Origin of the sequence: Bradyrhizobium sp. th-b2 (genome assembly GCF_000426785.1) — a bacterium.
In the GTDB taxonomy this organism is placed as follows: domain Bacteria; phylum Pseudomonadota; class Alphaproteobacteria; order Rhizobiales; family Xanthobacteraceae; genus Bradyrhizobium; species Bradyrhizobium septentrionale.
This window is the reverse complement of record NZ_AUGA01000024.1, coordinates 1-15,712: the sequence shown is the minus strand read 5'-3', so window position 1 is coordinate 15,712 and position 15,712 is coordinate 1. Positions and strand designations below refer to the sequence as shown.

At 66.0% G+C, this 15,712-nt stretch carries 14 protein-coding genes and 1 pseudogene; 9 read left to right on the top strand and 6 right to left on the bottom strand.

Annotation, left to right across the window (positions count from 1 at the left end):
* Nucleotides 1-285: 285 nt before the first annotated feature.
* Both K359_RS0126735 and K359_RS0126730 read left to right on the top strand, forming a co-directional pair.
* Nucleotides 286-2,094 carry an ATP-binding protein gene (locus tag K359_RS0126735; protein ID WP_035977191.1) on the top strand — a complete coding sequence of 603 codons (1,809 nt, stop codon included), beginning with the start codon at nucleotides 286-288 and terminating at the stop codon, nucleotides 2,092-2,094.
* Complete coding sequence (locus K359_RS0126730) at nucleotides 2,087-2,827, top strand: peptidoglycan-binding domain-containing protein (protein ID WP_029082059.1); 741 nt, start codon at nucleotides 2,087-2,089, stop codon at nucleotides 2,825-2,827. The genes K359_RS0126735 and K359_RS0126730 overlap by 8 nt, the downstream gene beginning before the upstream one ends.
* 69 nt (nucleotides 2,828-2,896) lie before the next feature.
* On the opposite strand, the gene K359_RS0126725 is transcribed toward K359_RS0126730, so the two are convergent.
* Nucleotides 2,897-4,540 (bottom strand): ankyrin repeat domain-containing protein, encoded by a 1,644-nt coding sequence (locus tag K359_RS0126725; RefSeq protein WP_029082058.1) that lies wholly within the window; start codon nucleotides 4,538-4,540, stop codon nucleotides 2,897-2,899.
* A gap of 215 nt (nucleotides 4,541-4,755) precedes the next feature.
* Between K359_RS0126725 and K359_RS0126720 the strand changes: the two genes are divergently transcribed.
* Nucleotides 4,756-5,100 (top strand): DUF1491 family protein, encoded by a 345-nt coding sequence (locus K359_RS0126720; protein WP_029082057.1) that lies wholly within the window; start codon nucleotides 4,756-4,758, stop codon nucleotides 5,098-5,100.
* Here the strand turns inward: K359_RS0126720 and K359_RS0126715 are convergent.
* Complete coding sequence (locus K359_RS0126715; RefSeq protein ID WP_156928683.1) at nucleotides 5,097-6,029, bottom strand: DUF2336 domain-containing protein; 933 nt, start codon at nucleotides 6,027-6,029, stop codon at nucleotides 5,097-5,099. The two genes, K359_RS0126720 and K359_RS0126715, sit on opposite strands and share 4 nt — an antisense overlap.
* A gap of 296 nt (nucleotides 6,030-6,325) precedes the next feature.
* On the opposite strand from K359_RS0126715, the gene K359_RS0126710 reads away from it, so the two are divergent.
* Together K359_RS0126710 and K359_RS0126705 are read left to right on the top strand one after the other, a co-directional pair.
* On the top strand, nucleotides 6,326-6,520 hold the full coding sequence (locus K359_RS0126710; protein ID WP_029082055.1) for a hypothetical protein: 195 nt from the start codon (nucleotides 6,326-6,328) through the stop codon (nucleotides 6,518-6,520).
* A gap of 16 nt (nucleotides 6,521-6,536) precedes the next feature.
* Nucleotides 6,537-7,304 (top strand): hypothetical protein, encoded by a 768-nt coding sequence (locus K359_RS0126705; protein ID WP_029082054.1) that lies wholly within the window; start codon nucleotides 6,537-6,539, stop codon nucleotides 7,302-7,304.
* Here the strand turns inward: K359_RS0126705 and K359_RS0126700 are convergent.
* Nucleotides 7,301-8,161: a LysR family transcriptional regulator gene (locus K359_RS0126700; protein WP_029082053.1), complete on the bottom strand. Its 861-nt coding sequence runs from the start codon at nucleotides 8,159-8,161 to the stop codon at nucleotides 7,301-7,303. The two genes, K359_RS0126705 and K359_RS0126700, sit on opposite strands and share 4 nt — an antisense overlap.
* 91 nt (nucleotides 8,162-8,252) lie before the next feature.
* Here K359_RS0126700 and K359_RS0126695 point away from each other — a divergent pair, with 91 nt between their 5' ends.
* A complete protein-coding gene (locus K359_RS0126695; RefSeq protein ID WP_029082052.1) occupies nucleotides 8,253-9,095 on the top strand; it encodes an MBL fold metallo-hydrolase in 843 nt (280 codons plus the stop codon).
* Here the strand turns inward: K359_RS0126695 and K359_RS0126690 are convergent.
* The 3 genes from K359_RS0126690 to K359_RS0126680 are packed head-to-tail and all read right to left on the bottom strand — an operon-like array spanning nucleotide 9,092 to nucleotide 12,568.
* The gene (locus K359_RS0126690) at nucleotides 9,092-9,712 is read right to left on the bottom strand and encodes a DUF1254 domain-containing protein (protein ID WP_029082051.1); all 621 of its coding nucleotides are present in this window, start codon (nucleotides 9,710-9,712) and stop codon (nucleotides 9,092-9,094) included. The two genes, K359_RS0126695 and K359_RS0126690, sit on opposite strands and share 4 nt — an antisense overlap.
* Nucleotides 9,709-10,287, bottom strand: a complete 579-nt coding sequence (locus K359_RS0126685; RefSeq protein WP_029082050.1) for a DUF1214 domain-containing protein — start codon at nucleotides 10,285-10,287, stop codon at nucleotides 9,709-9,711. Before K359_RS0126685 ends, K359_RS0126690 begins: the two co-directional genes overlap by 4 nt.
* Nucleotide 10,288: 1 nt before the next feature.
* The gene (locus tag K359_RS0126680; protein ID WP_029082049.1) at nucleotides 10,289-12,568 is read right to left on the bottom strand and encodes a transglycosylase domain-containing protein; all 2,280 of its coding nucleotides are present in this window, start codon (nucleotides 12,566-12,568) and stop codon (nucleotides 10,289-10,291) included.
* Nucleotides 12,569-12,855: 287 nt separating this feature from the next.
* Between K359_RS0126680 and K359_RS0126675 the strand changes: the two genes are divergently transcribed.
* The 3 genes and pseudogenes from K359_RS0126675 to K359_RS53130 form a co-directional block, all read left to right on the top strand.
* Nucleotides 12,856-13,392 (top strand): YcgN family cysteine cluster protein, encoded by a 537-nt coding sequence (locus tag K359_RS0126675; RefSeq protein ID WP_029082048.1) that lies wholly within the window; start codon nucleotides 12,856-12,858, stop codon nucleotides 13,390-13,392.
* A gap of 159 nt (nucleotides 13,393-13,551) precedes the next feature.
* Nucleotides 13,552-15,144 carry an MDR family MFS transporter gene (locus K359_RS0126670; protein ID WP_029082047.1) on the top strand — a complete coding sequence of 531 codons (1,593 nt, stop codon included), beginning with the start codon at nucleotides 13,552-13,554 and terminating at the stop codon, nucleotides 15,142-15,144.
* A gap of 150 nt (nucleotides 15,145-15,294) precedes the next feature.
* Nucleotides 15,295-15,712: pseudogene (locus K359_RS53130) on the top strand (IS481 family transposase); the annotation flags it as partial.

Sequence of the window (15,712 nt, the reverse complement as noted above, 5' to 3'; positions counted from 1 at the left end):
CGCCGTAAATATTCGATTGATGGCGGCTGATGAGCGCCGGATGCGCAGAATGCGCTGCGTCCACCCTTTCGAAACCATAGATCGTCGTATCCGGAAACCAGTCGTTCACCATCCCCGACAAATGGGCGGTGAATGGCTGCGTCAAAGCCTCGCCAATGCACGGTGTTTGGCAGCAGGCCGCATTGCCTTAGCGTTCGCTTAAGTTCGCTCTGACACGTTGACCTGCAATCACCAAGGAGGCGTTCCGGCGCGTCTGTCTGACGACTAAGCCGAAGCGCGAGTGCTGTGAGTAGTTTGAGTCTGATCCGCGATTGCCTGGATGCGCTGCTGCATCCGTCGGCGCAATATGATGCGCTGACGCGTGCGCGCCATCGTGCCTTCATGGCGCCGCGGCTGCTCGGCAGCCTGGCGGCGCTCGCTTCCTTTCCGGCCTTCCTGGCGATGCGCGGTGCGCCCACAGCGATCGAGGTCGCGGCATTTGCCTGGCTGATCGCGCCGATCCTGCTGTCATGGTTCCTGTCGCGCACCGGCCGCTATGAAGGCGCGCATGTGCTGTCGTCGCTGGCGCTCGCGGGTCTCGTGATGATGATCGCGGCGTCCACCGGCGGCATCGCGTCGTTCGCCACGGTTTGGCTCGTCGTGATTCCGATCGAGGCCGCATTGTCGGCCTCGCGGCGCGTGGTCGCCTTTGCGTTCGCGCTCGCGATGATCTGTGCGGCGTTGCTCAGCGTGCTCGGCCATTATCACCTGTTGCCGGTCGCCGATCCCGCGGTCGCGACCAACGGCACGCTGATCGGCTTCGGCGTCGTGTCGGCGATCTTCTATGCGGCCGGGCTCGCCTTCGGCGCAGAATCGCTGGCGCGCACCAGCGTGGCGCTGCTCTATGTCGAGGAAGAACGTTACCGCCTGCTCGCGCACAACATGAGCGACGTGCTGTCGCGGCACAGCCGCAACGGCGCGGTACGCTTCATTTCGCCTGGGGCCGAGATCATGCTCGGCGTGCCGGCATCGCGGCTGTTGGGCCATGGCCTGTTCGACCGCGTTCATGTCGCCGATCGCCCGGCCTATCTCACCGCGCTGTCGGACGCGGCACGCGGCGAGTCCCGCAGCGTCGAGTTCCGGGTGCGCCGCGACGCCGCGCGCGGCGAGACCGCCGAATTCATCTGGGCCGAGATGCGCTGCCGTCCGCTGGAGCAGACCGCCACCGATGCCGAGGTCGTCGCGGTGATCCGCGATGTTACCGATCGCAAGGTGCAGGAGCAGGCGCTGGAACAGGCGCGCAACGCGGCCGAGCAGGCCGATGCCTCGAAGACGCGCTTCCTCGCCACCATGAGCCACGAACTGCGGACCCCGCTCAACGCCATCATCGGCTTCTCCGAGATGATCGCGCAGGAAGACGTGCTCGGGCTCGATGCGGCCCGCCGCAAGGAATACGCGCAGCTCATCAACGACTCCGGCCAGCATCTGTTGTCCGTCGTCAACGGCATCCTCGACATGTCGAAGATGGAGTCCGGCAATTTCGAGATTTCGCCGGAGCCGTTTGCGCCGCGGCCGGCGCTGCTCAATTGCTGCAATCTGGTGGCGCTGAAGGCACGCGAGAGCGGTGTCGACCTCGTCACCCGGGTGCCCGACGATCTGCCGATCGTGAACGGCGATCCGCGCGCGTTCAAGCAGATCGTCCTCAATCTGGTCTCCAACGCCATCAAGTTCACCGAGCGCGGCGGCAAGGTGACGGTATCGGCCGCCGTCGAGGGATCGCGCCTGCTGCTGTGTGTCTCGGACACCGGCGTCGGCATCGCCGCAGACGATCTCAAGCGGATCGGCGATCCGTTCTTCCAGGCCGGCAAGACCTATCAGCGCCGCCACGAAGGCACCGGCCTTGGCCTGTCCATCGTCAAGGGACTGGTGGGCCTGCATAACGGCGAAATGAACCTGGAGAGCAAGGTCGGCGAGGGCACAATTGTGTCAGTCGCGCTGCCGCTGGCGTTCACCCCGCCGGCCGCCGTCGAGCCGTCCAGCAATGTCTCGACCCTGAAGCCCGCGCTGCGGTCCGGATTACAAGAGCAAACCCATCAGGTGAAGAAGAGTGCCTAGACAGACTTTGGATGACGATGAAACGCCGCGCCGTCGCCGCGGCGCCAAGGCAGTGGCCATCGCGGCCGAGGAACGTGGCCTCGTGCTGCGTCTGCTGCTGCACAGTCCGAAGGATCTCGTCGCGGGTGTGCTGGCCGTTTCCGCCATCGTTGCAATCCTGATCAATGCGCTGTTCCTGCAGGCCGGCCGCCATCCGTCGCCGATGTTCGGCGGTTCGGTCGTGACGCTGCCGCCGGCACCGCCCGTAGCGGCCGCCAGTCCGTTGCCGCGCCCGCGCCCGGCGGAGGCCGCCGCTGCCCTGGAGCCGCCCCGGCCGGTCGAGGTGAAGCCGGTGGAGACCAAAGCGGTTGAAGCGAGGCCAGTCGAATCCAAATCCGTTGAAGCAAGATCCGCCGAACCCAAGCCGGTTGAAGCGAAGCCGGTCGATCCGATGGCGAGCCTGGTGATGAAGTCGACCGCCGCGCCGCCGGCCGCCGCACCGTCGAGCGTCATTCGTCCGCCGGCACCGATCCCGACGTCGCATCTGAGCCCGGCGGGCAAGCGCATCGCGGCGGTCCAGCGTACGCTGACCGAATATGGCTACGGCCAGCTCAAGCCGACCGGAACGATCGGCGCGGACACGCAGACTGCAATCGCGAAGTTCGAGCGCGCCCGCAAGCTGCCGGTGACCGGGCAGATGTCCGATCGCCTGGTGCACGAACTCAGCGTGATGATTGGGCATTCGATCGACTAGGCTTTGTCCTCTCGTCATGGCCGGGTGTCATCCGGCCATGACGTCTCTCCTCGACGCGTTGAACTGTCGTCAGACAGCTTCGCCCAGCAGAACGTCCCTGACCTCGTCGGAGAACAGCTTCTTCCGGCCGGCAAGCAGCACCCATTCCGGATCGTCGCGATCCGGGACGGCGCGTGGCATGCCGTGATCGAGCAGGGCGTGCGCGCAGCCCACCCAATCGCCGCCGCTGACCGGCTCATTGCAGGAGGCCCACGACAGGCTGCCGGACGCGTTGTCGCCAAAGCCGTGCTGCTCGGTCCACTCCGCGCCGTGCTCGAGCAGGAAGCGCGTCAGCGCGGCGTTGCCGCGGAATACGGCGTGATTGAGCGCCGAGCCATCCCAGTCGCCGCCGCGCACCGTGATGGGCCAGCCCAGCTCGACCATCAGCCGCACCGCGTCGTCGCCGCCTGCCGCGGCGAGCTCCGGAAGCAGGCGCAATTGCTGTGGTGAAAGCGCGCCGGGAAGGTCGGGCCGGCTGGCCTGGATCCGCCGCGCTTCACGCGCGTCGCCGCTGCTGCACGCTGCGACGAAGCGTTCGTCATCGGCCAGCGTCTCGGCACCGGTGCGCTCCCGCAGCAGCTCGGCGACCTCGGTCAGTCCGAATTGCAGGGCGTAACGGTAGGCGCTGAGACCGTCCGGTGTCGTGATGTGCGGGTCGGCGCCCGCGTCGAGTAAGGCCGCGATGCACGTCCGCGACCGCCGCCGCCGGATCGCCCACATCAGCGGCGAGCCGCAATCGGTCAACGGCGCGTTGCGGGCGGGCTCGTTTGGATCTCCGCCATGCTGCAACAGCAATTCGAGCGCCGCCACGTTCTCGTCGTCGAGCACCTTGTACATCGAATTGGTGCCGGCGATCCGTGCGCCATGCGCGAGCAACACGCCGGTCGTCACGAAACCTTCCAGCGAGTGGTACAGCGATTCATTGTCGTTGGGATTGGCGCCCGCTTCGAGCAAAAGCCTGGTCAGCTCGAGATCGTGATTGCGCCCCGCGGCGCCATACAGGGCCGACAGCGGATTGCTGTCATCGGGCGCAGCGAGCGATCCCGGCGGCCAGCGGCTGCCGATGTGCTGGTCCGGATCGGCACCGGCCTGCAGCAACAGGCGCGCGCAGCGATGCAGCCGCGGCTGAAATTCCGGAATCTGCAGCAGGCTGGAATGCGTGACCGCGACCAGCGGCGGCAGCTTGAGCGGACCACCGGGACGGTTGACCCATGCCGGATCATCGGCTGCGGTGCGCCGTATCGTTTCTTCATCGCCAATGGCGCAGGCGAGATAGGGATCATCGGCGGCAAGACCGGGATCCTCTGCGAGCATCCGTACCGCAACGCGCGGATTGGCGCGATTGGTGGTGCCGTCGACGTCGGCGGCATAGACCAGCTGCAGCCATCGCCGCACGCGATCGTCCCTGCTTTTGCCGGGCGGCAATTGCGTCTCGACGTAACGCCGCAGGTCCGGCCACGACGCAAAACCAAGATCGCGTGCCACGCAGGACTGCGCGTCGTGGAGCCGCAGATTGAGTGCGGCGATGTCGGCGTCGCTGCGCCCGGCCGCGGCCGGAAGCGCGTGGCGGAAACGGGCGTAAGCCTCTGGCGTCTGCCGCCGGTAAAGGCGGATCAGCTCCTTGGCCTGCTTCTTCAGATGTTCGAGATTCAATCGCGCGCGCGATCGGTCCATGGAAACCTCCGTGCATCACGCCGATGGTCCACAAAACCGGCTGCACAAAGGCTTGATTTGCCGCTTCAATGTTGCAAGTGGGTTCAACCCTTCCCGTGGACCCGGGCGCGGCTTGCACCGCAAGCTGAGGATATGAGCGGCCGGCGCGACGGTCAACCCGCCGTTTGGCGTGCGGCGATTGGACGGCGTCACGCCGCTGGCCTATAGGTCTGCGCATGCGATTGAAAACAAGTATTTGGGTGGCGGCCTATCTGCGCCGCTGCCAGACCGAGGGCGTGTTCGGCGCGATCCGCAAGAAGGGCGCGGAGGAGGCCGGTGCCGTCTTCGTCAAGGTGGCGCTGATGGACGGCAACGCGATGTTGTACGCGCCGGCGCCGCAGACGGTCTATGACGACAGCCGTCCGGCGGAGCGGCTGTTCGTGCCGGCGGCACCGCAGCCGGTGTCCGAGCCGTCGGTCGAGGAACGCTTGACCAAGGAGCTGCGCTTCGATCCCGACGCCTGGATCGTCGAGACCGAGGACCGCGCCGGGCGGCACTTTCTCGATCTGGCGAAAGGCTAACTTCCGGACTTCTGGTTGCGAACGGCGGGCGCGCTGCCGGGCTGCACCGCGGATCGCGTCTGCGAGGCTGCTGCACGCACGCGATGGCGCTCATCGTCGTAGAGCGACGAGCGATACTTGGCGCGCGCCACCGCCATGGTCGAGCCGCGCCACGCCGCCAGCATCACCAGCGCCGAGCGCTCGCTCAGATGATCGTACAGCCGCGACAGGCGGTAGACATAGTTGACCGACGAGCCAGCTTCCGGATTGAGGAACATCAGGATGCGCTGGAACGCGGCGCTCGACACATCGAGCGCCCGCATTGCGCAGGCGAGCGGCTCGCCGCCGGGATCATTCACCACGTCGGCAGCGATCCGCGACGGCAGGATCAGCGCCTCGCCGAGTTCGAGCGTGAAATTATCGATGTCTTCGGCAAACGCCGCCATCTCCAGGATATGGATCGCCCGCGTGGCGCGGGCGGCCGGAATCCGCGCCGCCGCCTTCAGCGGCGTCTCCTGCAGATTGTGCAGGATCTGCGTGCGTTCCTTCGCGTTGGCGGCAAAGAACATGTCGGAGATCTCGGCGGCATCGTTCGGCCGCATCGCGAGGCTCGCCGCCATCCGCAGCTCGGCTTCGGTCGGAATCTTGGCGGGCAGCGCTGACGGTGACGGCGCGGGAATTGGACCGGCAGCCGGCATCGGCTGGTCTGGACCGCCGCGCCGTAGCCCGAGCTTGTCCATGATCCCAGCGGGCGTTGCCGGATAGATCGCAAGCCGCGCGCGCACGGCGGCGCGTGTCGCGTCGTCGACCTCGTCGATCAGGCGCGAGGTCAGCTCGACGAACTGGCGCTCTTCGTCCGCCGAGTGTGCGCTGGCCTGCACATAGAGGTCGGTCAGGACGCGCAGCAAAGTGGGGCGGATGTCGACGCCCTCGCGGCGGGAGAGCGTCATCAGCCCATCGAAACCAGGAAATAACGGAGCTGCGCTCATCTCGGGCGTACGCGACTTGCCAGTAAGGAATCGGTTTGAAAACCTTGTGGCAGCGAGCCTACGCAGGCTGTTTTAAGAGCCGGTTAAGGAAAACAAGCCGTGAAGGCGAATGCTCGCATTTGCGCGTGTCCATTAAGGCACAGCGCCATATCCGTAACCGTCCGTATCGGCGGCTTAAGATGTCATTAACCATGCGCGTTCTTAACTCGGCAGGCGCGGGGCAAATCATGTCCGTGCGGGGCCAGAGAGAGCGGAACATGGGCACCATCGTTGAGTTTCCGGCGGATGCGGCTGCGCGGCGGCCGAGCATGGCCGGTGCTGCCGGCGAAGGCATGGGGACCGTGCTGATCCTTCCCGTCGTCCGGATCGAGCGAACGACGGAGGAGACCGGTGGTGATCGCGGACCGGAGCAGGGCACTGCGCAGGGCCGCCGTCGCCGACGTCGCTCCTGATCGCGGGCATCGTGCAATGCCGGAGCTTGTGCAGCGGATCGCCGCGTGGCGGCCATTCCCGGCGCTGATCCTGCTGCTGGCGGGCTCGGCGCTCGCGGGCTGCAGCGGCGGCGATTTCGGCCGCACCCGCGCCGATTTCCGCAACGACGACATGCATCGCTGGATGGGTGCGGAGGCGAACGGCAGCGTCGGCAAGAACGCCTCGCAATTCCAGCTCACTGAACACGAACGTCAGCTGCGCGATCTCGCCTACCAATTCATCGAGCCGCCGCTGTCGCGTCCGGCGTGGAAGAGCGTGTTCGGCGACTACCAGCCGCTGCCTGCGCCCTGGCGGCAGAGGGTCGTGTTCGACCGCACGGCGTATGGCCGCAATCTGATCGACGAGCCGCATCGTTCATTCGCCTCGCGCTATTCGCTCTTGATCGACGAGGTCCGCGACGACATCACCCGGTTCGAGCCGTTCTTCGCCGTCGCGATCCAGGTGATCGAGCTCGACCGCAAGCGCAATGCCAGCCTCAAGATGATCGCGGACGTGTCGCCGCGCGAGCGCGCTGATGCGGTCGCGCGGATGGAAGAGAACACGCTGATCGTGCAATGGGTCGGGCAGAGCCTGGAGCGGCGGATCGCGTCCTATCGCTGGGCGCTGGAGCGGCTGGTGATCCAGGCGCCCGACGGCATGGCCGCGGACGCCGAACGCCAGATCAACGAACTCGCCCGGCTCACCGCCAATGCGCCGCTGGTGTCCGCGCCGGTTGCCGGCCAGGCCGTGGTGACGAAGGGCTAGGCCCGCTTCGCTTTCCTCGTTGTTGATCTGACGCGGCGACTGCTCGGTTGCTGCGGCAGGCTCGCGATGAACGCCTTCAGCGCATCCGATGGCGGGTGGGCCGCGGGATAGGCGAGGCCGACCTGGCGCGTCACGTCGGTATCGAGCGCCCGCACCGCGACATCAGGATTGCCGCGCGCCACGCCTTCGGGGACGATCGCAACCCCGACCCCGGCCGCCACCAGCGCCATCGCCCATTCCTCGGATTCCGCGATCGCCACCGGTCTGCGGGGCGGTGACGTGCGCTTGAAGAATTCCTGCTGCTCGCAATGGCAACGATCGATCATCGAAACGCCGGCGAAGTCGGTGGTCCGGAGCGTCTCCTTCAACGTCAGGGGATGCGACGGCGGCAATGCCGCGACATAGCGCTCGCTCCAGAGCGGGATGAAGTGCTCGCCGGCGGTGATCATGGTTTTTGCGACGATCCGCGCGTCGGCCTTCTCATTGGCGCCGACCAGCCGGAGCGCGAGGTCGGCATGGCCCGTCAACGGCTTCAGCAGCGCGATGGTGCGGGCCTGATCGAGCGTCCGCAACAGGCCGAGCGTCAGCGCCTGCCGCGTCGCGGGCTTGCGAAACAGGTTCCGCGCCGCGTCCGCCTCGTCGATGATCTTGCGGGCGATGCCGTGAAACTGCGCGGCTGACTCGGTCGGGGCCATGCCCTTCTTGTGCCGGATGAACAGAGTGGTGCCGAGCTCGGCCTCGAGATTGGTGATCGCCGCCGAGATCGACGGCTGCGAGATGAAGCAGCGCTTCGCCGCGGCGGTCAGGTTGCGCTCGCGGTAGACCGCGGCGAAATAGCGGAGTTCGCGGATATCCATAGATACATCCTATCGTATAGATAGAGAGACAATATTTTACCTATGGAAAGGCGGGTGGCAAGCCTGCGCTGAATTCAGCGGAGGACTGGTCATGCGCATCCACCATCTCAACACCGGCACCATGTGCCCGATCGGCAAGCGGCTCGTGAACGGCAGCGGCAGCATCTTCCAGCGGGCGCGGATGGTCTGTCACTGCCTGCTGGTCGAGAGCAATGACGGCCTCGTGCTGGTCGACACCGGGATCGGGCTCGGCGATATCGCCGACCCGCCGCGGCTCGGACGCAAATGGGTGCGGCAGACGACGCCGCGGCTCGATCCAGCCGAGACCGCCGTCCAGCAGGTGAAGGCGCTCGGCTTCTCGCCTGATGACGTGCGCCATCTGCTGCTGACGCATCTCGATCGCGACCATGCCGGCGGCGTGCCGGACTTTCCGAAGGCCAAGGTGCATGTCCATCGCAACGAATACGACATGGCGGTGACGCATCAGGTCGCGCCGCCGCAAGGACGCTACATCACGGCACAGTGGCAGCACGGGCCGGACTGGGCGTTCTACGACGCCGATGGCGAGGACTGGTTCGGTTTCAAGGGCGTGCGCGCGCTCGGCGACCGCGAGCCGGATATCCTGATGATCCCGCTGCCGGGGCACACGCTCGGCCATTGCGGGATCGCGGTGCGCTACAAGGACAGGTGGCTGCTACACGCCGGCGATGCCTATTTCCATCACGCCCAGCTCGACGCCAGGCCGCGGATCCCGCTGGTGCTCGGCATGTTCCAGCGGCGCGCGGACATGGATCGCGCGACGCGCATCCAGAACCAGGAGCGGCTGCGCCAATTGAAGGCTGTGCACGGCGCCAGCATCACCATCGTCAACAGCCACGATCCCGTCGACTACGAGACCTGCCGCTGCGGCCGGCACGCGCTGGCGGCGAGCTAGCGCTTGCGCGCCGCGGGCGGTGGTGCCGGCGCGGGCAGCGGCGGCGGCGCCTCCTGCTTGGCCGCGACCGGCTCGGTTTGCGGCTTGCAGGAGGAGGCCGCGAGCGAGGCCTGCGCCTGCGGCATCAGGCCGGGCTCCGGCGCCAGCGCCTTCAGCAGGATCAGGCCGGTTGATGTCGGGGAGTCGATGATCAGCCGGTCGGCGGCGGTGACTTCCTCGTCCTCCGGCAGCTCGTTGTGCTGCGCTTCGGTCATCAAATAGAGCTCGATCACCTTCTTGCCGGCGGAGCGGTCGTTGATGGCGTAATAGGCGACCTCGTTGCGGGTGTAGAACGACACCGACGTGTAGGCCTGGCTGACCGGCACGGTGAGCTTCAGCGGCGCGCTGGAGAGATCGTAGCGGCAGATCGCCATCGCGAACGCCGGATCCATCAGCGGCATCGGCGAGTGGGTCGGGTCGGCCAGCGGCAGCTGCGTCACCTCGTTGAGCTTGGTCATCGGCGTCAGCCGCGAATAGGCGTCCTGCGAGGCGATGCGCGGCAGCGCCAGCACGCTGACAAGATGCACCACGCCGCCGAGCAGCACGCCTGCGAGGATGGTGAACAGCAGCCGGATCATGGGCAGCCCGTGGTTGCGATCGAGGGCATCGGCGCGTCGCGCTGGGTGCGGGTCGCGACCCCGACCGGCGTGTCGTAGAGGCGCAGCATCAGCGCGTAGCGCTCGATGCCGCCGGTCGGCAGCCAGTTGCCGGCGCGCGAGCGCGAGGCGATGTGGATCTCGAACGTGCCGTCGGAGGCGCGCATGATCTCCTGACTGGTGAAGCCGTAGCGCTGCAGCGAGTTGGCGACCAGATGGCCCTTGCGGTCGAACAGCGTCAGCGTCCAGAACCGCGCCGCCGGCGTCACGCCGCTGACCACGATGTCGCAGCGGCCGTCGAGCGGTTTGTTCTTGTCGTCTGATGTCGCCGAGAACGCGATGCCGTCGCCGGTGCCGATCGGCAATTCGCCGCTGCGCGCGATGGTGGCGCGCGAATAGGGGTCGACGTCGGAGGTGCCGTTTTTCGGCCGCGCAGTCCAGGCGCCGATCTTCAAGGTGCCGAGATCGGTGCCGCGCGTCGCCGTCGCGTAGGTCAGGCCGAGGCCGACGGCGGTGGCGATGACGAGGGCCAGCAGGGTGGTGAGGAGGAGCCGCACGTCAGTTCTTGCGTGGCGCAGGAATTGTTGTCGCGCCGTCCGGCCCGGCCGCGGCAATGTAATTTTCGGGGAACGCCAGCGCGCTCGAGGATTCCGGCTTGCCGGCCTTCGAGGGCTCGTTCAGTGTGGTCTTGTTGGCGGTCTTGGCCGCGTCGTCGAGCAGCTTCTCGACCCGCACCAGGATGTCGGCGCCGCGTTTGGTCAGCACCGGCGGCGGACCCGGCTTGGTCTCCAATATGCGCGGCGCGGCGTTGGCCTGGGCATTGGCCTGCACCGGCTGCGGCGGCAGCTTCTGGCCCATGCCGACGCCGTTGAGTTCTTTCACCTCAACACCCTGATGCGCGGCGACCATGATGTCGTGCCAGGTCTGCGCCGGCAGCGAGCCGCCGGTCATGCGGTTGGTCGGTGAATAGTCGTCATTGCCGTACCAGACCGCGCAGGTGAAGTTGCCGGTGTAGCCGACGAACCAGGCATCGCGATACGCGTTGGTGGTGCCGGTCTTGCCCGCGGTCGGAATGCCGTCGAGCGCGGCGCGGCGCGCGGTGCCTTCGCTGACCACGTGGCTCATCATGCCGGCCATGTCGGCGGCGATATTCGGCGGAATGGCCTGCCGCGGCTTCGGCCCGTCGCGGTCCCAGCGCCACACCAGGTCGCCGGCGCCGGTGCGCACCTCGAGCACCGAATGCGGCGTCACCGCCTTGCCGCGGTTCGGGAAGGTCGCATACGCCACCGCATGCTCGATCACCGTGACTTCGTCGGAGCCGATCGGCAGCGACGGCGTGTCGGGCAGCGGCGCCTTGAGGCCGAAGCGGCGCGCGACCTCGATGATCTTGGCGCGGCCGGCCTTCGGGCCGCCAATGTTCTTGCCGAGCTCGATCGAAAGCTTGACCGGCACCACGTTGATCGAGCGGGTGATTGCCTGCGTTAGCGTCACCGAGCCGGAATAGGAGTGGCCATAGTTCTGCGGGCACCAGTTGCCGATGCAGACCGGGCCGTCGACGATCTTCGAGTTCGGCGTGAAGCCGTTCAGCAGCGCCGTGGTGTAGACGTAGGGCTTGAACGACGAACCGGGCTGCCGATAGGCGTCGACGGCGCGGTTGAACTGGCTCGCACCGTAGTCGCGTCCGCCGACCATGGCGCGGATGCCGCCGTCGAGATCGGACACCACGGTCGCCGCCTGCGTCGCGTGATAATCACGCCCGAACTGCCGGAGCTGATTCTCGATCGCTTCCTCGGCCGCCTTCTGCACGTTCATGTCGATCGCGGTGCGGACCACGAAGACGCGCTCGGTGTAGGATTTCGGGAAGGTGTCGACCAGCTTGCGCATCTCGTCGAAGGCGTAGTCGAGATAGTAGTTCGGCGAATTCTCGTCACGCCGGTCGACCGCGACCGCCGGATTGCGGCGGGCGCCGAACACCTGGCCCTCGGTCATGAAGCCGGCATCGACCAAATTGTCGAGCACGACGTTGGCGCGAGCGCGTGCCGCGGGCAGGTTGATGTGCGGGGCGTATTTGGTCGGCGCCTTGAACAGGCCGGCGAGCATCGCGGCCTCCGCGAGGTTCACGTCGCGCACCGACTTGTTGAAGTAGAAATGCGCCGCGCCGTCGACGCCGAAAGTGCCGCCGCCCATATAGGCGCGGTCGAGATAGAGTTTTAATATCTCGTTCTTGGTGAGGCGCGTCTCGAGCCAGATCGCGAGGAAGGCTTCCTTCACCTTGCGTTCGATGGTGCGCTCGTTGTTCAGGAACAGGTTCTTGGCGAGCTGCTGGGTGATCGACGAGCCGCCCTGGCGGACGCCGCCGGCCTGCGCGTTGGTGACGAGCGCGCGGGCGAGGCCCGGAAAGTCGATGCCGAAATGGTCGTAGAAGCGGCGGTCTTCGGTCGCCAGCGTCGCCTTGATCAGATTGTCCGGAAAATCTTCCAGCGGGATCGAGTCGTTGTGCTTGATACCGCGGCTGCCGATCGGGTTGCCGTAGCGGTCGAGGAACGTCACCGCGAGATCGGACTTCTTCAGCCAATCCTCGTCGGCGGTCTCGCGGAAGGCGGGGATCGCGAGCGTCAGCATCAGGATCATGCCGCCGAGCCCGATGGTCGCGGCTTCCGACAGCGGCTCGATGAACACCCAGCGCTTCCAGCGGCCGACATAGAAGCGGTCCATGAAGGTGGAATAGCGTTCGTAAAGCTCGCGCAGGCCCTTGCCCGACGAGAACAGCGTCGAGTCGATACGCGCATCGAGGTCCAGGAAGAAGTTCCGGACCTTCTGTTTCCAATGCGACGGCATGATCTGGCGGACCGGACCCTTGATCAGTTCGACAGCGCTGCGCCTGCCCAAAACGGGCACAGGCCAGCGTCTTGCTTCGATGTTGCGGCAATCCCAAGGCGCTTTTGCGTCGTTGGGGACTCGTTCGTTGTTCTATCCGAGCGGCTGCCATAAACCAATGGCGCGGCTGGTGAATTTAATGAAAGCCCTAACGCTGCCCACCGGCTTTTGCGACCCCGCAGGTGCACCCCCTTGCGGAGCCGGCGCCGGCATCCCAAGAAGAGCTGCACCGCCATGTCAGGGATATCATGACCGCACCGCCCAAACGCCCGTCGGACCAGGAGGGATTCTTCTGGAAAACCAAGATGTTGGAACAGATGTCTAACGCCGAATGGGAGAGCCTGTGTGACGGCTGCGCACGTTGCTGCCTGGAGAAGCTCGAGGACGAGGACACCGGCAAGATCTATTTCACCCATATCTCCTGCAAGCTGCTCGATGCCGGCCTGTGCACCTGCAAGGACTATCCGAACCGCTCCGACCAGGTTCCGGATTGCGTCCGCCTGACGCCCGAAAACGTCCGGACCCTGAACTGGCTGCCGCCGAGCTGCGGCTACCGGCTCGTGGCCGAGGGGCGGGACCTCTATTGGTGGCACCCTTTGATCTCGGGCGATCCCAACACCGTTCATGAAGCCGGCGTCTCGGTGCGCGGGCGGGTGCAGGGCACCGAGATCGACGTCAACGACGCCGATCTCGAGGATCATATCGTGCGCTGGCCGGGATTGTTGCCGAAGCAAGCACGGCTGAAGAAGCGGCCGAAAGCGCTGGGCAAGACGACCAAGGCGTGACGTCGCAACGAGCGCCGCGATCACGTCATCGCGAGAAGGTCGCGGCGGGATGCACCCATGCGCTGGGGTGCCTGCCTCAGCATCGATTTGCTGCATAAATTGCGAAGCAGAGAATGATTCCATCGCGGGATCAGCCCGCGCAGCAGCATTACGCCTCAAATGAACAAGTATGAACGGCAGAGCCGGATTCCTGCCGACCAAGCGACATTGCCCGACGACATTGCCGAAGAGCTGTCCCGCCTCCCGAGCGAGGTGATCGAACTCAGCGACGCGCCGCCGCTGGCGCCGCCGGCACCGCTCAATCCGGATGAAGTCCGCACCATCGTGATCAGCCTGATGCTGACGATGTTCCTGGCCGCGCTCGACCAGACCATCGTCGCCACTGCGCTGCCGACGATCGGACGCCAGTTTCACGACGTCACCAATCTGTCCTGGGTGATCACGGCCTATCTGCTCGCCTCCACCGCGGTGGCGCCGGTGTTCGGGACGCTGAGCGACATCTATGGCCGCCGCGTCATGATCATCACCTCGCTCAGCCTGTTCGTGGTCGGCTCGGTGCTGTGCGCGATCGCGCCCAACATCACCATGCTGATCGTTGCCCGCGGCCTGCAGGGGCTTGGCGGCGGCGGCATCATGCCGGTTGTCCAGACCGTGATCTCCGACGTGGTGACCCCGCGCGAGCGCGGCCGCTATCAGGCTTATTTCTCCAGCGTCTGGATGGCCGGCGGCATTCTCGGCCCCGTCGTCGGCGGCGTGTTCGCCGAGCATCTGCACTGGTCGATGATCTTCTGGATCAATTTGCCGCTCGCCGCGGCGGCGCTGGCGCTGCTGCTGCCGAAGATGAGCAAGATCCCGGTGTTCCACCGCAAGCGCAAGGTCGACTGGCTCGGCGGCGTGCTGCTGATGGCCTCGGCCGTCGTGCTGATGCTGGTGCTGACCTGGGGCGGCACCCGTCTGTCCTGGCTGTCGCCGACCATCACGGCGATGATCGGCGCCTCGATCGCGCTCGCCGGCGCCTTCGTCTGGCATGCGCGCCGGGCCGACGAGCCGTTCCTGCCGTTGTCGCTGCTCGGCGGCTCGGTGGTGCCGTTCGCGATGGGCGCGGGCGGCTGTGCGCTTGGCGCCATGGTTGGCCTGACCGTGCACCTGCCGCTGTATTACGAGGTGGTCTATCACCTCACCGCCAGCGAGGCCGGCCTTGCGCTGATCCCGCTCGCGGCGATCTCGACCTTCGGTGCGGCGATCGCCGGACGGACGATGGCGAAGGCCAGGCACTACAAGCGCGTCGCGATCGTCGGCACCTCGGTCGCTGCGATCTGCGCCGTCGGCATGGCGGTGACGACGCTGCCGCTGTGGGGGTTGCTGCTGTTGATGAGCGTGTTCGCACTCGGGCTCGGCACCACATTCCCGATCAGCGTGGTGTCGCTGCAGAACGCAGTGGCGCGGCCGCAGGTCGGCACCGTGACCGGCGCGATGAACTTCTTCCGCGCGATGATGGCTTCCTTCACGGTCGCCGCCTTCACCACGATCCTGCTGATGACCTTGGGCCCCGATATTTCGCTCAACGGCGAGCATCATGCTGCGGCCGCAGGCGCCGTGAGCGCGATCCCGATGGCCGACATGATCACGGCGTTCCGCTACGTGTTCGGCGCCGCCGCCGCGCTGCTGACCACGGCTTCGATCTGCATGATCACGATGGAAGAGCGCCCGCTCGCCGGGCCAGCTGCGGCACCGGCCGAGATGGCGGAGTAGGGCGTGAGCCAAGCTCACCGATGTCGTCCCGCTGAACGAACGCAGGAATGATTCTGCGACGACGCCAAATTCACCGCTGTCGTCCCGGCCTAGGTATTTAGTCCCAAGCTTTGATGGTGCATTCTTATCGCACGATTCGAAGGATGCGCTATGGGACAGGTTTTACACGGCTGCGCCACCACGACGGAGGCAATCCGTCGAGCAATACAAGATAGTCAAGAGAGCCTGAGAGCGCTCGCCAGGCGCTACGGGATCAACCAAAAGACCGTCGCGAAGTGGAAGGGGCGCGAGACAGTCGCCGATCTCCCGACAGGCCCAACGGAAGCCAAATCGACCGTGCTTTCCATCGAGGAGGAGGCGATCATTGTTGCTTTCCGGCGGCATACGCTATTGCCGCAATCGACGATTGCCTCTATGCGCTTCAGCCGACCATCCCACATCTGACGCGATCATCCCTGCATCGCTGTCTCCAGCGCCACGGCATCAGTCGATTGCCGGAGGTCGAAGGCAGTAAGCCTCCGAAGAAAAAGTTCAAGGCTTATCCGATCGGCTATTTCCACATCGACAT

What these genes read in the sequence shown, in the direction of transcription:
- K359_RS0126695 (WP_029082052.1), top strand. Translation starts at nt 8,253, where the DNA reads ATGCGCATCCACCATCTCAACACCGGCACCATGTGCCCGATCGGCAAG.
- K359_RS0126705 (WP_029082054.1), top strand. Translation starts at nt 6,537, where the DNA reads ATGCCGGAGCTTGTGCAGCGGATCGCCGCGTGGCGGCCATTCCCGGCG.
- K359_RS0126720 (WP_029082057.1), top strand. Translation starts at nt 4,756, where the DNA reads ATGCGATTGAAAACAAGTATTTGGGTGGCGGCCTATCTGCGCCGCTGC.
- K359_RS0126680 (WP_029082049.1), bottom strand. Translation starts at nt 12,568, where the DNA reads ATGCCGTCGCATTGGAAACAGAAGGTCCGGAACTTCTTCCTGGACCTC.
- K359_RS0126700 (WP_029082053.1), bottom strand. Translation starts at nt 8,161, where the DNA reads ATGGATATCCGCGAACTCCGCTATTTCGCCGCGGTCTACCGCGAGCGC.
- K359_RS0126715 (WP_156928683.1), bottom strand. Translation starts at nt 6,029, where the DNA reads ATGACGCTCTCCCGCCGCGAGGGCGTCGACATCCGCCCCACTTTGCTG.
- K359_RS0126690 (WP_029082051.1), bottom strand. Translation starts at nt 9,712, where the DNA reads ATGATCCGGCTGCTGTTCACCATCCTCGCAGGCGTGCTGCTCGGCGGC.
- K359_RS0126710 (WP_029082055.1), top strand. Translation starts at nt 6,326, where the DNA reads ATGGGCACCATCGTTGAGTTTCCGGCGGATGCGGCTGCGCGGCGGCCG.
- K359_RS0126675 (WP_029082048.1), top strand. Translation starts at nt 12,856, where the DNA reads ATGACCGCACCGCCCAAACGCCCGTCGGACCAGGAGGGATTCTTCTGG.
- K359_RS0126670 (WP_029082047.1), top strand. Translation starts at nt 13,552, where the DNA reads ATGAACAAGTATGAACGGCAGAGCCGGATTCCTGCCGACCAAGCGACA.
- K359_RS0126725 (WP_029082058.1), bottom strand. Translation starts at nt 4,540, where the DNA reads ATGGACCGATCGCGCGCGCGATTGAATCTCGAACATCTGAAGAAGCAG.